This is a genomic window from Bdellovibrionota bacterium, from assembly GCA_040386775.1.
In the GTDB taxonomy this organism is placed as follows: Bacteria; Bdellovibrionota; Bdellovibrionia; order Bdellovibrionales; family JAEYZS01; genus JAEYZS01.
On sequence record JAZKEU010000018.1, the window covers coordinates 1 to 14730 of the forward strand.

At 39.0% G+C, this 14730-nt stretch carries 12 protein-coding genes; 7 read left to right on the forward strand and 5 right to left on the reverse strand.

Features of this window, described 5'->3' with window-relative positions; translation table 11 throughout:
* Positions 1 to 201 precede the first annotated feature (201 nt).
* Both V4596_11760 and V4596_11765 read left to right on the forward strand, forming a co-directional pair.
* On the forward strand, positions 202 to 1770 hold the full coding sequence (locus tag V4596_11760) for a penicillin-insensitive murein endopeptidase (protein ID MES2769811.1): 1569 nt from the start codon (positions 202 to 204) through the stop codon (positions 1768 to 1770).
* 92 nt (positions 1771 to 1862) lie between these two features.
* Positions 1863 to 3674, forward strand: a complete 1812-nt coding sequence (locus V4596_11765) for a hypothetical protein (protein ID MES2769812.1) — start codon at positions 1863 to 1865, stop codon at positions 3672 to 3674.
* 118 nt (positions 3675 to 3792) lie between these two features.
* Here V4596_11765 and V4596_11770 read toward each other — a convergent pair whose 3' ends face one another.
* The 3 genes from V4596_11770 to V4596_11780 are packed head-to-tail and all read right to left on the reverse strand — an operon-like array spanning position 3793 to position 9066.
* Positions 3793 to 6981: an efflux RND transporter permease subunit gene (locus V4596_11770; GenBank protein MES2769813.1), complete on the reverse strand. Its 3189-nt coding sequence runs from the start codon at positions 6979 to 6981 to the stop codon at positions 3793 to 3795.
* A 1-nt stretch (position 6982) separates the two neighbouring features.
* Complete coding sequence (locus tag V4596_11775; GenBank protein MES2769814.1) at positions 6983 to 8407, reverse strand: TolC family protein; 1425 nt, start codon at positions 8405 to 8407, stop codon at positions 6983 to 6985.
* Positions 8404 to 9066 carry a TetR family transcriptional regulator gene (locus V4596_11780; protein MES2769815.1) on the reverse strand — a complete coding sequence of 221 codons (663 nt, stop codon included), beginning with the start codon at positions 9064 to 9066 and terminating at the stop codon, positions 8404 to 8406. The genes V4596_11775 and V4596_11780 overlap by 4 nt, the downstream gene beginning before the upstream one ends.
* 323 nt (positions 9067 to 9389) lie before the next feature.
* Between V4596_11780 and V4596_11785 the strand changes: the two genes are divergently transcribed.
* Complete coding sequence (locus tag V4596_11785; GenBank protein ID MES2769816.1) at positions 9390 to 9764, forward strand: hypothetical protein; 375 nt, start codon at positions 9390 to 9392, stop codon at positions 9762 to 9764.
* 50 nt (positions 9765 to 9814) lie between these two features.
* On the forward strand, positions 9815 to 10513 hold the full coding sequence (locus V4596_11790; protein ID MES2769817.1) for a pirin family protein: 699 nt from the start codon (positions 9815 to 9817) through the stop codon (positions 10511 to 10513).
* On the opposite strand, the gene V4596_11795 is transcribed toward V4596_11790, so the two are convergent.
* Positions 10510 to 11412 carry a LysR family transcriptional regulator gene (locus V4596_11795; GenBank protein MES2769818.1) on the reverse strand — a complete coding sequence of 301 codons (903 nt, stop codon included), beginning with the start codon at positions 11410 to 11412 and terminating at the stop codon, positions 10510 to 10512. The two genes, V4596_11790 and V4596_11795, sit on opposite strands and share 4 nt — an antisense overlap.
* Positions 11409 to 12488, reverse strand: a complete 1080-nt coding sequence (locus V4596_11800) for a hypothetical protein (protein MES2769819.1) — start codon at positions 12486 to 12488, stop codon at positions 11409 to 11411. Before V4596_11800 ends, V4596_11795 begins: the two co-directional genes overlap by 4 nt.
* Before the next feature lie 72 nt (positions 12489 to 12560).
* Here V4596_11800 and V4596_11805 point away from each other — a divergent pair, with 72 nt between their 5' ends.
* The 3 genes from V4596_11805 to V4596_11815 are packed head-to-tail and all read left to right on the forward strand — an operon-like array spanning position 12561 to position 14643.
* On the forward strand, positions 12561 to 13154 hold the full coding sequence (locus tag V4596_11805) for a TIGR02466 family protein (GenBank protein ID MES2769820.1): 594 nt from the start codon (positions 12561 to 12563) through the stop codon (positions 13152 to 13154).
* A 21-nt stretch (positions 13155 to 13175) separates the two neighbouring features.
* A complete protein-coding gene (locus V4596_11810) occupies positions 13176 to 13796 on the forward strand; it encodes a hypothetical protein (GenBank protein ID MES2769821.1) in 621 nt (206 codons plus the stop codon).
* A 1-nt stretch (position 13797) separates the two neighbouring features.
* Positions 13798 to 14643, forward strand: coding sequence for a TatD family hydrolase (locus V4596_11815; GenBank protein MES2769822.1), 846 nt, complete (start codon positions 13798 to 13800; stop codon positions 14641 to 14643).
* Positions 14644 to 14730: the final 87 nt, after the last annotated feature.

The following is a 14730-nucleotide window of genomic DNA, read 5'->3' on the forward strand; positions in this document are numbered from 1 at the left end:
TTTTCCAAAGATTTGCGTCATACCGACGCAAATCTTTGGAAAAGGTGCGGCTCACGTTTTGGCCTTTTTTTGTCACTTACCATGTAGTATTAATCACTTAGAAGCCTTCAAACCCCTCTAAAATCGATCTCAAAAGGGCACCTTACTTGCTATAAAAACCATAGGTAGTTTTCCCTGAAATGACGGGGTTTAGAGGTTAGCATGGTACGCTTAGCACTTTTGATAGTTGGTTTACTAGGGATGTTCCTGCTCAATGCATGCAGCGGGAGCGCTCGCGATACAACTAATTTGGATACAAAAGACGCAGTTTACCTGCAGACAGGTAAGTTCACGGGGACACTTGAGCGTGTTTCAGTTGCTGAATACGATGAGAGTAAACAAGCAGTAGTTAAAAAAGAACAAACTCCAATCTTCAATGTCGAAGATTCTATAATCGAAGTTGATTGGGATAGCAAAAAAGTAAAAATAGAAACCAAACTTGTTGGCGAAGTTAATGATCTAGATCAAGACAAAAAATCAGAATCCATCCTTCTTGAAGGTCAATTCAACGACGAAGGTATCGCTTATTTATTCCCAACAAATGCTAAGGGTAAAGAAGTCAGAGCTCTCGGTGGTCTTCGTTGCAAAGATAATATGTGCGAAAAATTAACGATTGATTTAGGCGCTGATATAAAAAGAGATGGAAAAGTTGCTTTCGAACAAGAGCAAATGGACATTAAAAACCCATCACCTCTCAAAATAGAAATTCCAGAGGCTACTGGTGGTAGTGGAACAGAAGAAATTTATGAGCCAGAAAGTTCAGGGGCTAGAAACACAGGAGCACCTACAAAAGGAAAAGACGCTAAGGCCGAACTTGAAGCAAAGAAAAAAGAAGAGGCAAAAAGATTAGAAGCCGAGAAAAAAGCAGCTGAGCTAGAAGCTGCAGCAGACAGTGATGAAACCGAAGAAATTTATGAACCAGGTGTTCCTTCAAATCTTCCTTCGATATTAAGACCAGAAATTAGGGACAGACCAGATCAAGCAGAAGTTAGGCTAAACGATTATTCAGAATCAAAACTTTTCCCGTACAACTTGGGAGATAAATATCCTGCCAAAGCGCAAGGTTTTTACTCTTTCTGCTCTAAAAAAGATTCAAATTGCAAACCTGGAACTTTGGTAAAAGGTTTAGATGTTGCGATTGATGGTGTAGGGAATCTTGTTAAAAGACTCGGGTTCACATCAGCTGATCGTAGTGACAAACGTTATTATGGAAGCGGATTGCTAGTTAAAAATATCGAAGAAGTTGGAAAAGAGTATGCAAAGAAATTTCCAAATGAAACATTTATGATAGATGATTTAGCTCAAAAAGCGGGAGGACCTATTTATCAGTACGATAAAAAGGGAAAAATAAAAAAATATAAAAATGGAAAAAATAAAATGGCCCACGTTTCACACCAAAATGGTTTGGATGTGGATATTAGTCTACCAAGAAAAAATCCAAAGAATACAAAGAATCCATTTAATTATGAGTACGCGAAAGCTTGGGAAATCATTAAAAGTTTTGTAAAATTTGGTTATGTGGACGTGATTTTCTTAAACGCAAAACGAATAGAAGAGATGTGCAGTTACTTAAAGAGGTCTGGCGAAAAAGATTATCAAAAAACTTTTGGGCATTTATATAAAGAATCGGGGCACACAACTCATATGCATGTGCGATTGAAATGCACCCATCACAATATAGGCTGTAATATAGCGGAATATGACAAACCTAGATACGGTGTCTGCAAATAAAAAAGGCTCCTCTCGGAGCCTTTCCATTAATAAGAAAGGTACTTATGATTTCGTATAATAAATTTACATTGGTACTTTTATTGTCAATGTATATGAGTATTGTGTTTTCTGAGAGAGCATTTTCAAGCCAATGTTCAAGTTTATTTGGAACTACAAAATCATCAACCTCGTTGATTTTGGGCACAGAAAGGAAACTAGCTATTGTTTCACTAGATCAATTGTTGAGTGCTGATCCAAGGTCACTTTCGAATAGTGAAAAAGCTATTTTTGCCAAAGCCGCTGATTATGTGGGAAATCATGATCCACAAATTGCGATTGAGCTTTTAGCATTGGGTGTAGCCAAAGAACAAATTATTAAATTGATGGTGCCCATTGTAACAAAACAACTTAAAAATCTTGAATCCCGAACACCAACGCTAAACCTCACCCATCACACACCTTCAACTCAATTATCTATAAGATCTCAAAGTCCAAAAACATTGAAAGATTTTGCAGAAGTTTACGGCTTAGATGGAGAACGAACTATAATTTCAACACTTGTTGGTTACAGACAATCCCCTTTAAGAGAAGGAATAGATCCAGCACATGTGTTAAAAGCGGCCATGGTGATTGGAGATCGAAACCTAATTGACCGTGCATTTCGACAAGCTTTAAAGTTTGGAAATTTCAATGAGCTTACGGCCGTTGCGGCTGAAACAAAAAACAACTCTGCCCTAATTCAGTTGGGTAGATTAAGTATAGTAAGATTTCTTTATTTTGAGCGAAATCACAATTGGTTATCAGATGGATTGCGTTCACTTTCTGAGGTAACAGGCGCCGATAGACAATATGTAGAGCAAATGCTTTATGATCTTTATGATCTTATGCGTTCGCCAGAAATTTTAGCTGGCGATGCTATGCGTTTTACAGAGAATTCAAACGATGCTGATAAAATATCAAATTACTACGATGTGGCAGCGGATGTGTTGGTTGCAACTCTTCCCAAATTGCAACGAATGCACGGTGATTCTTCTGCAAGATTTCGCTATCTCTACATGAGAACAAATGATCATCGTTATGTGGATCGAGTTCATAAATTCTTAAGAGATCTTATAAAAAATCAGGAAAATATCGGTTTGTTGTCTGAGGCAGTAATTCAAATTGAGAGTTCCGCAACTCTTCTTCATATCGCTCGTACCGCAGAAGCATACTCTCTGAAGGTTGATAAAAAAGGAGATGAAATGGAGAAGCATTTTTTTGTTCTCGGAGCAATGAGAGTAGCCCGCAGCGCATTTGTGATGTCTGCTGATCTTAATGAAATAAAAAATTATACTGCTCGTGTTTTGACTGATCCACGCTTTAACAAACGATCTCCTATAGGATTTGAAAGTGGAGAGCAATCACTCCTAGCTCCTAAGGAGGTTGTGGAGTTGTTTCGTTCTTATCTCGCGGATCCTAAACAAATTTCTGAATCTACGAAAGTAAGTGATCTGAATGAGTTAAAATCTTGGCTAAAAACTTATGATTATTATATTAATGATCTTAATTATTGGAATAAAAATAACAATGAAGTGCGTGCTTCGAGTAAGATTTTCTTTGATGTGGAGTTCCGCCATGAGAAAGAATCTATCCAAATTTTTCTAAAAAATGGAGAAGGCGCTTCACCAGAAAAAATTCTTGAATTCAAAACCATAGGGCAAGAAAAACTAAAAATCGGTGCGTATTGGGAGGCAATGAGTAATTTCATTGCGGCTCGAGATCTAAATGGCTTAGAGCAAACGTATATTGCGATGATGACAAAAGGTCGTCCACTTGATGCCGTATATGTTGCATTTGCCATGGAGTGGATCAGCACAGGGTATTCTCCTTTTAAAAGCATAAAATCTATTTCTAACAATGAGACCCATCTTTTAATTGGCAATTAAGAGCTTGTTTTATAACCAAGATGTTTTCAAATGGATGCTGACTTGATATTTTTTCTAGTGAAAAATTGCCCACACCTAACAAAAGATGTGGGCATTAGTAAGCGATTCAATCTAAATATTAAATCGTATGATCATGACTCTTATCAGAACCATTAGAAACTTTGGTGTGCTTTAAATCCAATTTTGCATTTGGATCTGCAGGCGCCACAATTTTCTTCACCGTAGCGAGTGACCAAACTCTAAATCTCTCTAAGTAAGTGTAAGCAGCCGGTACAACCACTAACGTGAGCAATGTCGAGCTGATCAATCCACCGATGGCTGCGATTCCCATACTTGTTCTTTGTTTAGAAGCTTCGTTCAATCCAATTGCTAGCGGAATCATACCGGCAACGAGGGCAATCGTCGTCATCAAGATCGGTCTTAATCTTACGCGACCAGCTTCGATCAAGGCTTGTGATCTATCTACACCTTTTTGCACGAGCTGGTTCGTATAATCGACCAGCAAGATGGAGTTCTTGGTCGAGACTCCGAGGAGCATGATGATCCCGATCCACGAGAAGATATTTAAGGATTCATTCATGAGTAACAACGCAAAGAATGATCCTGAAATCGCAAGTGGTAAGGCCAGCATGATCGTAAATGGCGTAATGAACGATTCATATAAACTTGCTAGCACAAAGTAAATGAAGAGCACGCCTAAGCTCAATGCGATCATCATGTTCACGCCCAGCTCTTGGAAGTTCTCTGCTTGACCAACAAACACGAAGCCCATTCCATCTGGCAACTTTGTATCCTCGTCCACAGTTAACATCTTTGTCACTTCTGCGATGATATCGCCAAAACCTGCGCCGGGAGCAACGTCACCATTGATTTGCACATAGCGAATTCTATTTTGTCGAGTCACTTTAGAAGGACCAACAGTTTCAATGGGCTCTGCTAATCTATTGAGAGGAACTAATTTTCCGTTGATGTTCGGAATGTAGGTTTCATCAAAGAAGGCTTTTAAATCTCTTTGATCATCTTGCAATCTGACACGGATATCATATTCACGATCCGTCTCTCTGAATTTTGCCGGAGTTGCTCCATCCACAAGTGTTCTCATTTCACCGCCAGCCATCAGAGTTGAAATTCCCAGTTGTTGAAGTTTCGCCTGATCAAACTTCACTTGGAATTCTGGTTTGCCTGGTCGGAAGTTAATATCTGGATCTGAAACTTTTCCACTTTTCTTAACTTTTTCTAAAACCTTTAGAGCAATTTCTTCGAGTTTCTTTTGATCTGTTCCCGTGATGTTCACATTGAAAGGTCGTAGCCCTCCGCCCACAGCATCGTAATCTTTCACGGCTGGAGTGGCGTAAGCATACTCTTTCAGTTGTTCTCTAATTCTTGCCTTCACATCACTCGTGCTTGTGCCTCTTCTTTCTTTGTATGGAATAAGTCTGACATAAGTTGTGGAGTTCGAAGCTTCACCATCGGCATTACCCACCATAAGGGCAGAGACAGCAATCTCTCTGTTACTTCTAATGACCTCATCGACCTTTTGACTAACTTCCGTCATCTTTTCGATACTGGTTCCTGGAGGTAAAGACAAGCTCACCATGAATTCACCTGAGTCTTGCGGTGGTAAGAATGTTTTGGTTACAAAACTTGCTGCCACAATACTGATTATGAAAATCCCTAAACTCATACTTAAAGTTTTAAGCGGATGGACAATGACCCATTTGATTACCTTTTCGTATACGTTCTCGAGCCAAGTTTGGAATCTATCAAAAGGCATTAATAAATTTCTTTTGATAAATCCAGGGTTAGAGTTGTCATGCTCACTTTTACTAGCAAGGTATGCAGAAAGCATCGGTGCAATCGTAAGAGCGTCAAACAAAGAAATGATCATCGCAAAACAGACGGTGAGTCCGAATTCTTTAAAGAACTGACCAACCACGCCTTGTAAAAATCCAACGGGACCAAACACTGCGATCACGGCAAGAGTTGTTGCGATAACCGCAAGTCTCACTTCCCCGGTTCCTTCCAAGGCTGCTTTGATTGGAGTTTTCCCCATCTCTAAATGTCTAAAAATATTTTCACGCACAACGATGGCATCATCGATCAAAAGACCTACGGCCAACGTTAAAGCTAAGAGGCTCATAATGTTGATGGAAAATCCTGCAAAATACATCAGAATGAACGCGCCAATCAATGAGTTCGGCAACGCCAGTGAAGTGATCAAAGTCGATCTTCCGCTTCCTAAGAAGAAGAACACAACGATTACGGCAAGTAAAATTCCAATCAAAATAGTTTCGGTTACGTCGTAGACGTTATCGCGTACAGGCTTGGCCCCATCTCTCACTGTCGCTAAGGTCGCCCCGTTAAAGTCTTTTCCAATTTGTAAATTGATGGCATTGATTTTTTTGGTGAGGTTATCAACTACTGCAATTGTATTGGAGCCCGATTGTTTAAAAGCTTGAATAAATAATGATTTTTCACCATTGATGTAAGCTCTGGTTGTTTCATCTTCGAGTGTATCTTTGACTACTCCAAGATCTTTTACAGTTACAGGTACGTCATTGCCCACAAAATTTAAAACAATATCTTTTAATTCTTCGATTTTTAAGAACTGCCCCATGGCTCTATAAACCATCTCACTTTGGGAGTCATAAGTTTTTCCCAGAGGGACGTTTTCTCCTGAAGCTTTTATTCTTTCGGAAACTTGCGTCGCCGAAATCTCATACTGCTGTAATTTTTTACGATCTAACTGAACTTGAATTTCTCTTTCTCTGCCACCAAAGATCTGAATCTGGCCCACTTGGTTCACTTGTTCCAATTGAGGCTTAATCACTTGATCGGCAAGATCGAAAAGTTTTTCTTCAGATAAACCTTTAGCCGTGAGAGACACGATCAGAATCGGTTGATCGGCAGGATCCACGCGTCTAATGATGGGTTCATCGATATCATCGGGGAGATTTCTTTTTGCTCGAGTCACTGCAGTTCTAATCTGATCTTCCGCGTACTTGATGTCGACGTCCAAATTGAATTCCGTAACAACGGTACCAACACCTTCTTGAGCAATGGCATTCAGACGCTTAATGCCTGAAATTGTACTGATCTCATCTTCTAACGGCTTTGCAATGAGAGTCTCAATCTCTGCGGGGCCTGCGCCACGATAAGGTACGTTCACCACCACAACAGGGAAGGTCACATCTGGGAATAAATCCACCGGCATGCGTTTTAGAAATAAAACTCCGGCAACCAGCATGAGGATTATAACGCTTGTAATAAATACGGGTCTTTTTATAGAAAGGTCTGCGAGATTCATATTATTCCCCTCTGTACTGTTGTAGCTGTGTAAGAAGCGTATTCAATTCGGCTTCTGTTTTAATTTTTGTTAATTGCGCTGTTAAGTAATCTTGTTCAAACTGGAGAACTTGGAAAAATGTTGTTCTTCCTCTATCGTGTCTTTTTCTTTCAGTTTGAGATTTTATTCTCTGTGATTCTTCAAGAGTGGAAACCAGTTTCAATCTCAAATTTGCATTTTCAATCTTTGCTATCAGGTTATTATAATCTCGCTCTTGTTCTTGAGCTTTTCTTCTAAAGGCAAGATCTGCAGCTTGTGCTTCCAATTTGTAACCTTCGATGACGTCACTAGATTTTCCAAAAGCCAAAGGCATTACAAATTTTACGCCCACAGAATAAACCGGATGGTTGTCGGCCATAGACTCATCTTTAGCTTCATCTTTATCTACATCAAGGCCGGTCCAAGCGTATTTACCGTAGAGATCAAGAGTAGGACGATTTCTTTCTTTGCCGAGTAAGCTTGTTGCTTTGGCAGCCTCGGCTTGTTTGCTTGCCGCTCTCACTTCGTCAGACCACGTTTGTTCGGAGAAATTTTTTTTATTGAATACAGGCAATGTTGGCGCATCCAGCAATTCGGTCACGGTTTCTGAATTTTCGCCTTTCAAAGAATTAAAGGCACGAGCTGCTGCTTTTTCTGCATCTAGAGCGTTGAGATATTCTAACTCTCTCAATTCATAAGCCGCTTTTGTTTGGTAGTAGTCACTTGACTCGCCTAAACCCTGGTCCAATCTTTTTTTAGACCAGCCTCTGAGTTTCTCTGCGACTCCCATACTTTCTTTAAAGGCGGCCACTGTTTTTTTGGTGAAGTAAAGATTGTGGTAGGTATTTTGGGCTTCAATAATAACACCTAAATTTTTTGCTCTCTCCATATATTGTGCGGCTTGAGCGGCAGCGTTGATCTGCGTTCTTTGCGCGCGTACCTCGCTCCCAAAAAAATTTTTCCATAGGGATTGAGTCAATTCAATCGAAGGGCCAGTCCTGTAGAAGCCATCATCATAGGGAGCGGGATAACTGAGGGCTGCATTTTCTATAAGATAATAATTTTGGCTGTAAGAAAGTTTCCCCTTCAAACCAATAGGTGTATTTTGTAGTAAGCTCACAGAGTAGGCTTCGTTGGTACTTTTGGTTCCGGAAGCACTGGGATTTGTTCCTTCTGTTTGGTCTACCGATTTTTGAGCTACCACTTCAAGTTGCGGCAGGATCAGAAGAGTTCCTTCCGTAGCTCTCAATTTTGCGCCTTCACTCGCATCCTGCGTAGCTTTGAAAGCCGGGTTATTTTTCTTTACCTGCTCTAGGTAAGTGTCTAAATTAATTTTTTGCTGTGCGAAGCTAACTGACGCAAAACCTAACATCATCAGTTGAATTTTTATGAGTTTATTTATTCTCATATATTGCTCTCTTTCGTTACCGCAGAAGTTTTTTCTGTCGCTCTGTTGTCTAAACCGTTAAAAAATATTTCTATTGCAGTGTGGATGAGGGATTGTTTTTCTTTTTCGTCTTTCAGAGAAACGCCGAATAGTTTCTTACGCATATTGTCTGTTCTGATCGCATGTTGGATGCCACCCATAAACAGAACGCAAACTTGGTTTGCTGCTAAATCAGATCTTAGGTAGCCGGCTTTTTGTCCTTTGGTGATAAAGACAATTAATCTTTCAAACATAGGCACGATGGTCTTTTTAAATACCTCCAATACGTGCGGATCAATAGGGTCCATTTCGATATCGCGACGGATGATGCAGCCAACGTCTCCATGCTCGAGATGTTTTGCAACTACACCTTCAACAAACATTTTTAGCTTCAGTTTGTATTCTTCTTTAGAAGAGAAGCTTGCAATGTACTTATCAAAGAAGTCTGTCATGTCGCTGACTTCTGTCTCGAGGCAGGCTTTGTATAAGCCTTCTTTGCCGCCAAAGTGATAACTTACTAGGCTGACGTTAACCCCAGCATCATCTGCGATTTGCTTTACGCTGGTCCCGGTAAATCCTAGTTTGGCGAAGAGAGCTTGGGCTGCTCTGATCAGGCAGCCTTTGGTATTGTCTTGTGCCATGTATATTCCTTTAAATGGTTAAACTTTGAATGCTCATTTAATCTTATCGAACGATTATTTAAATATATTAAACGATCGTTTGAACTTATTAAACAATCATTTGAAATATTCAAACATTTGTTTGAATGCAAGGCGAAAATCCTATACTTTCATATAGTTAAATTGATCTCAACCTGGGATGGGTGGCTCAAATGGGGCTACATATTGTTCTATTAAAAGAACAATATGTTTTAAAATGACATATTGTTCTATTTTTAAAAGTAACGATAATAACGTCATAGGCATTCATGTGAATGCAACAAACCTAATGAAAGGGGTTATATATGAAAACAAAAGCAATAATCGGAGCAAGAATAGTACTCGGACTCATATTTTTTGTGTTCGGACTTAACGGGTTCTTCAATTTCTTGCCGGCACCGCCACTCGAAGGCAAAGGTTTAGAGTTTATTATGGCTTTAGCAAACACGGGCTATATGTTTCCAATAATTAAGGGAACAGAAGTTGTAGCTGGAGCATTGTTGCTTTCAGGAATTGCGGTTCCCTTTGCATTGGTGATATTGGCTCCGATCGCGTTGAACATATTTTTGTTCCACACAATCTTGGCTCCTGCTCCCGCATTACCATTGATCATCTTGGCTTTAGGATTATTCCTAGCTTGGAATGAAAAAGAGAAATTTGCACAGCTCTTCAGAAAATAAATCTTTAGAAAATAAAAAAGTGCAAAATAATGAAACCAAACGAGGTGTTTATGTATTACTTAAGAAAAGCAAACGACAGAGGTCACATTGATCATGGATGGTTAGACACTTATCATACGTTCTCATTTGGTGACTACTATGATCCTAAGCATATGGGTTTTAGGGCTCTGAGAGTTATCAATGAAGATACGGTGGCAGGTGGAATTGGATTTCCTATGCACGGGCACAAAGATATGGAAATCGTAACCTATGTCACCGAAGGAGCTCTTCAGCATGAAGATACGTTAGGAACATTTTCCGTGATTGAGCCTGGCGAACTTCAAAGAATGAGCGCAGGCACTGGTATTAAGCATTCGGAAATGAATGCGGATGAAAAGAAGCCTGTTCATCTTTTGCAAATTTGGTTAATGACCGAGAAGGAAGGAATTCCTCCAAGTTATGATCAAGTGAGTTTTAAAAAGAAAGCAGAGAAAGAAAAATTCTTTTTGATTGGGTCTAAAGTAGGAGCTGAGGATGCAGTGAGTATCCACCAAGATGTAAAGATCTATCGCGGTCAATACAGTCTGGGTGAGGGAATGAGTTTTGATATTCCCAAGAATCGCCATGCCTGGATCCAAGTAGTAAAAGGTGATGTGAGAGTGAATGATCAAGATCTCTCACGAGGAGATGGTTTGGGAATTAGTGATATGACTAAACTTGAAATAAAATCCTTAAAAGATTCTGAATTCCTACTCTTTGATTTGCCTTAATTGAAGTGGTTTTTGTGGGTTTCTATGAAATCCATGAAGGCTTTCATTTTTGGTGTTGTGAATTTTCTTGAAGGATATACTAGAGAAAGATCTCTTTCGGGTGCATTCCACTCTGGTAGAATGTGAATGATTTCTTCTCGGCCTTTTTCGCTCTGGCATTCTTCAAAAAATACCAGCTCAGGCATAAAGCCAATTCCCAATCCGTTGATGACGCCTTCTCTAATGGCCGTAAAATTATTAGCTATATATTTTCCATCCACATTCACGTCGGCGATTTGAGATTTGTTTGTGAGGGACCAAGTGTTCCATAGTTGTCTATGGCTAAAGAGAATGCAGTTGTGTTTTGCAAGGTCTTGCGGAGATTTTGGTGTGCCGTTTATTTCTAGATATTCTTTTGAAGCAAAAAGGCCTACACGTACAACTCCGAATCTCTTAGCAATGTAAGTAGAGTCTTCGCTGGATCCAATTCTTAGAGCCAAATCTACATTGTCTTTGATGAGATCTACGCGATCATTTGTAAGTATGGTTTCAAGTTTAATTTTAGGGTATTGTTGCAAGAATTTAGGAAGTAAGTATCGCACAAAGAAATACCCAATTTCCACAGACATAGTCACACGCAAAAGCCCTTGCGGAATGGCTTGAAGGCTGCTCACAATAGATTCAGCATCGCCAATTTTATCTAAAGCTTTTTTGCATTCTTCGTAATAGATATGGCCAGCTTCGGTGAGTGAAAGCGTTCTGGTGGTTCTTTGCAGAAGTCGAATAGAAAGTCTTTCTTCTAGTGAAGCAATCTTTCTAGAGAGATTAGATTTTGGAACGCCGAGGTGTTCAGCTGCTCTAGAGTAGCTTTTGAACTCTACAACTTTGGTAAACGCGAGAACCTCGTTTAAATCACTCATGGTGCCCAATATTTATCGTTAAGTAAAAGGCCATCTGCCATATTTACCTTTGCAGTTTTGATTTCAAAAATATTTAAAGCTTTCATAAATCCATAAACCAAAGCTAAATTTGTAACATCTGTTTCTACATATCTAGAATTTCCAAGATCGTTGTCTGTTTTTCCGATCTTGGAGTTTAAAGTCTTTTCCACATCTCCGATGGTGTAAGTGTCTTTTTCTCCTGTAGGATCAATTTGATTTCTCAGGCTGTAGTAATGAACTCCGCCAATACCTAGAACTTTAGCATCTTTTGAAATCTGTAAGAAATCTTTGATCTCTCTTTTCACCGTTTTGAGAGCAATGCTCTCCGCATATTCGACAGCAAGTTTAGCTTGATAAGAATTGATGGGATTGGGAGATCTGCCACCTTGTCTTTTTATTTTCTTTAGAATGTAATCTTTAAAAGATACAGCGCCTAACTTTCCTTCGTAAATGAGAAAGCGTTCTTTTCCGTTGTACTTGATGATTTGTTGGCTTGATCCGCCGATGTCCCAAATGATGGTGTTCTCAGGTGTGGAGCCCAGGCTTTCTGCGGATCCATAGAATCCGAGTAATGCTTCTTCTCCTTGAGAAATAATTCGTGGGTTGATCCACAATTCAACATTTACTCTTTCAATAAATTTTTGGCCATTTTTTGCTTCTCTAAAGGCAGCAGTTGCTACAGCCACGTATTCTTTTGGGGAGAATTTTTGAGCTTCTGTTTTTAGCATTCTTAAGGTTGCGATAGCGTCAGTCATGAACTGCTCTGAGAAATTGTCGTTCTTGGACTTGATGAGATCTTCTTTAAAATCAATTTTTTCTTCGCGTTCCAATAAAACTTCTAAAATCTTATTTTTGCAGCTATCAACCTTTGCTACTTTAACTCTTGTGGCTCCTGACCCAATGTCAAAGGCAGCTCTGATTGTATTGCATTCCTTTTTTTCAGCAGTAAAAACGTTTCCAATTTTTTGAGTAGCAGAACAACCTGTAATTAATGATCCGGACAACAAAGTTATGAACAACAGAACAGTAGATAATCGAGTTGAGAATGAGCGCATATTTTCCTCCGGTTGGTCTATAATTATGAATATTGTTGATTATAAGGTCAATGAATAGGATAAACATAAGTGATGACGAAAAAATTATTTCCAACTTTAATTTATGAGTCCAAACTCCCATCGTCGGTGAGCTTGAATAAGCAGCTTTTAAAAGAGATCGAATATTATCAGCAAACGGATGACGCGGGCAGATCTTGGTCTAAGGAAAATTACAGAGGTGGCTATACTTCGTACAGCTCCATCACAAATTTGCATCAACTCTCACCAACATTTGAAGAGTTAGAAAAACATTTGAACAGGCATGTGAAAAAATTCGTTAAAGAATTGGATTTTGATCTTAACGGCAGAAAGCTTAAGATGACTACGTGTTGGATCAACGTGATGCCACAAAACACCTATCATCCTCTACACATTCACCCACTTTGTACATTGAGTGGGACTTATTATGTGAAGGTCCCAAATAAAACGAGCAGTCTAAAAATTGAAGATACGAAGATGGCTTACTTAATGTCTTCTCCGCCGAGGAAAAAAGATGATTACTATTATCATTTTAAACCTAAGGCGGGAGACCTCATTATGTTTGAGAGTTGGGTGAGGCACGAAGTTCCACCGAATCCGGCAAAAGAAAATAGAATCAGCATCAGTTTCAATTACGAATGGATATAACCAACAACTAAAGGATCGCTTATGAAGTTTTTATTGTTAGCAGCATCGTTAATCCTCACTTCTTGTATGAGTTTGAGTTTAGATCATTCGACTTTACCGCAGACTGGAGCGGCGGGCAGAATCAACAGAGAGATGATTTCTGGAGAACCTAAATCAGGTCTTCGTGAAATCAGTTATAAAAGGCAATTCACCAGAAGTGTGCAAGGAGCGGAAGATACTGTTCGTGTTATGCTTTTTGTTGATCCATATTTAAAATTGAATGCCAGAGTTCAAGCGGAAGACGACGGAAAACAAAAAGGCTACACGCAAGGTCAAATTGATGAAGAGTTCCAAAGAATTTATGTGAACAATATGAAGTCTTGGGTACAGACAAAAACTTGTTTCGATTTTGAAATCAACTCCAACACCAAAGAATCTCTGAACGGTTGGGATGTGCAATTAAAGTCTGTAGCTGATGGAGCAACTTATGATGTGGATGTTAAATTCGCAAAAGAACATCTCGCTGGAAAAGGTTTACTCAAGTGGTTCCAATTCACAGGAATCATGTGCACAAAAGAAAGAGTCGAGCCAGCGTTAGGTTTAGAAATGACCCTCACCCCAAGGTACCGCCAAAACAAAACTATCATTTTAAAATGGGAGTAGTATGCTGATTTTTCTAATTGCCTTATTATTAAATAATGCCCATGCTGAAAAAATAAATCCTATCGGCACTGACACTCATATGCACGTGCAAGGACCGAAGCCGGAATTTGGAGATATGGATTATGGCGCGGGAAGAGCGCTGTTTGCGGTTGAGAGTTCAGGCTTAAATAGAGCAATCATTATCTCCAATGGATATTATTCGGCGATCACCGAAAAAGAAGCTCAAACAGAAAATACTTACATCGCGGTAGAGACGAAGAAGAATCCCAAAAGATTGGTAGGTGCTTGTTCAATTAATCCTAAGACTAGCTGGGCTGCGCAAGAATTAAAAAGATGTAAGAATTCTGGTTTGAAAGTTTTAAAACTTCATTTGGTAGCTTCGGGAATTGATTTAAAAAATAAAAAAGACATAGAATCTTTGCAAAATATTTTAAAATTAGCAGAAGAGGAGAAATTTACGGTATTAGTTCATGGTAACTATCCTTTCGAAACGCGTGATACAGAAATCGCGATTTTTATCAAAACGATAAATGATTTTTCTAAAGTTAAATTTATTATTGCTCACGCCATGGGAAAAGATTTTGAGCATTTAATAAAAATTAATAATCCAAATGTGCTTTTTGAAATTTCTGCTATCGTTGTGCAAAGAATAAAAAGTGACAGGAAGCAAGAGTTTGTAAACACAATTAGGAAAATAGGTATTGATAAATTTTTGTTCGGTTCTGACTGGCCTGTCATACATCCTTCTGAAACCATTTATGCTTTAAAGCAATTTCCTTTTTCTGAGGAAGAATTGAAAAAAATTACGATCACAAATGCTTCTCAACTAAATTATCTATTTCAATAGTATGAATTTCGGACTTTAATCCGGAATTCATACATTTCTATAATTTAAATCAAATGTATTCATTTTAAAGCTTGGTATGGCTTTGCA

Excerpts from the sequence above, each read along its gene's own strand:
- V4596_11765 (MES2769812.1), top strand. The coding sequence starts at position 1,863 with ATGAGTATTGTGTTTTCTGAGAGAGCATTTTCAAGCCAATGTTCAAGT.
- V4596_11775 (MES2769814.1), bottom strand. The coding sequence starts at position 8,407 with ATGAGAATAAATAAACTCATAAAAATTCAACTGATGATGTTAGGTTTT.
- V4596_11795 (MES2769818.1), bottom strand. The coding sequence starts at position 11,412 with ATGAGTGATTTAAACGAGGTTCTCGCGTTTACCAAAGTTGTAGAGTTC.
- V4596_11800 (MES2769819.1), bottom strand. The coding sequence starts at position 12,488 with ATGCGCTCATTCTCAACTCGATTATCTACTGTTCTGTTGTTCATAACT.
- V4596_11760 (MES2769811.1), top strand. The coding sequence starts at position 202 with ATGGTACGCTTAGCACTTTTGATAGTTGGTTTACTAGGGATGTTCCTG.
- V4596_11805 (MES2769820.1), top strand. The coding sequence starts at position 12,561 with ATGACGAAAAAATTATTTCCAACTTTAATTTATGAGTCCAAACTCCCA.
- V4596_11790 (MES2769817.1), top strand. The coding sequence starts at position 9,815 with ATGTATTACTTAAGAAAAGCAAACGACAGAGGTCACATTGATCATGGA.
- V4596_11810 (MES2769821.1), top strand. The coding sequence starts at position 13,176 with ATGAAGTTTTTATTGTTAGCAGCATCGTTAATCCTCACTTCTTGTATG.
- V4596_11780 (MES2769815.1), bottom strand. The coding sequence starts at position 9,066 with ATGGCACAAGACAATACCAAAGGCTGCCTGATCAGAGCAGCCCAAGCT.
- V4596_11815 (MES2769822.1), top strand. The coding sequence starts at position 13,798 with ATGCTGATTTTTCTAATTGCCTTATTATTAAATAATGCCCATGCTGAA.
- V4596_11770 (MES2769813.1), bottom strand. The coding sequence starts at position 6,981 with ATGAATCTCGCAGACCTTTCTATAAAAAGACCCGTATTTATTACAAGC.
- V4596_11785 (MES2769816.1), top strand. The coding sequence starts at position 9,390 with ATGAAAACAAAAGCAATAATCGGAGCAAGAATAGTACTCGGACTCATA.